Annotated in this window: 2 protein-coding genes; one reads left to right on the forward strand and one right to left on the reverse strand. The window is 74.9% G+C overall.

Annotated elements, in window-relative coordinates:
- Positions 1-53: 53 nt before the first annotated feature.
- Entirely contained in the window at positions 54-485 is a 432-nt protein-coding gene (locus AB0I76_RS30140; protein WP_357042604.1) for an NUDIX domain-containing protein, read from the reverse strand.
- A gap of 196 nt (positions 486-681) precedes the next feature.
- Between AB0I76_RS30140 and AB0I76_RS30145 the strand changes: the two genes are divergently transcribed.
- Positions 682-1,289 (forward strand): PAS domain-containing protein (locus AB0I76_RS30145; protein WP_357042607.1); only part of this gene is annotated, 608 nt, incomplete at its 3' end.

Below are 1,289 nucleotides of genomic sequence, written 5' to 3' on the forward strand. Positions count from 1 at the left end.
CCGACTGGCAACCTCCCGCGTCGGCCTGACCGCCGCCGGCCGACGGCCGGTCGTCAGCCGGCGGCGGCCTGGACGGCCAACCCGGCGTGCACGGGTGAGTCGAGGAAGCGGGCCAGCACCTCGGCGGTGCCCGGCGTGTACGGGCGGCCGTCGAGGACCTCCTCCGGCGTGAGGAAGACGATTGCGGCGCCCTCGCCGAGCACCACGTCCTCCTGCCGGGCGCGGGTCGGGCCGCAGAAGTAGTGCTTGACCCGCCACACCTCGGGCACCTCCTGCACCGCGAAGGGGGCCAGCGCGCCGACCGGCCGCAGCCCGGTCTCCTCCCACAGCTCCCGCACGGCCGTCTCCTCCGGGGTCTCCCCCGGCTCGCCGTGCCCGCCGGGCAGCCCCCACACGTGCGGATGGTAGGCCGCGTTGCCGTCCCGCAGCTGCATCAGCAGCCGCCCGTCCGCATCCACCAGCAGCACACAGGAGACCGGGACCATGGCCGGAGCATAGTGGCGCACCGCGGGTTCGGCCGTCCCACGCCCGGCCGGTCGCCACCGTGGGCCACGTCGCCCCCGTGCCGGGGAGCGTGCCCCAGATAACCCGTCGAGCGGGATTGAACCGCCTCCGCTCGGGAGACAATGACCGCACAGACCGCCCGGGACCGGGGCGGGACGGGGACAAGGGGCACGGGACATGGGGGGCGGGCGGGCCGGCAACAGGGCGACGGGCCGCCCACCGACCGTCGAGGATCTGTTCGGTGGCGACGACCCCACCAGCGCCGCCCACCGCGCCCACGACTGGGCCGCCACCTCCCTCGGGCCGGTGGAGTCCTGGCCGGCCGAGTTGTGCGCCGCGGTGCGCACCGTGCTCCCCTCCACCATCCCGATGCTGCTGTGGTGGGGGCCGGAGCTGGTGCAGCTGTTCAACGACGCGTACACGCCGATCCTCGGCGACAAGTACCCGGCCGGGATCGGACAGCCCGCCGCGGAGTGCTGGCCCGACGTGTGGGACGCCATGGGCCCGCTGGCCGACGGCGTGCTCGCCGGCCGGGGCGCCGCGCACGGAGAGAACACGAGGCTGTTCACCGACCGGCGGGGCTACCAGGAGGAGACGTACTGGACCTTCTCCTACAGCCCGATCCACGGCGCCGACGGACAGGTGCTCGGCGTCTTCGTCGCCACCAGCGACACCACCGGCCGGGTGGTGGGCGACCGTCGGTTGGCGCTGTTGCGGGAGCTGGGTGAGTTGTCCGTCGCCGAGGCCGACACCACCACGGACGCCGCCCGCGCCGTCGCCCGGGT

This window comes from Micromonospora sp. NPDC049799 (assembly GCF_040656655.1).
Taxonomy (GTDB): domain Bacteria; phylum Actinomycetota; class Actinomycetes; order Mycobacteriales; family Micromonosporaceae; genus Micromonospora.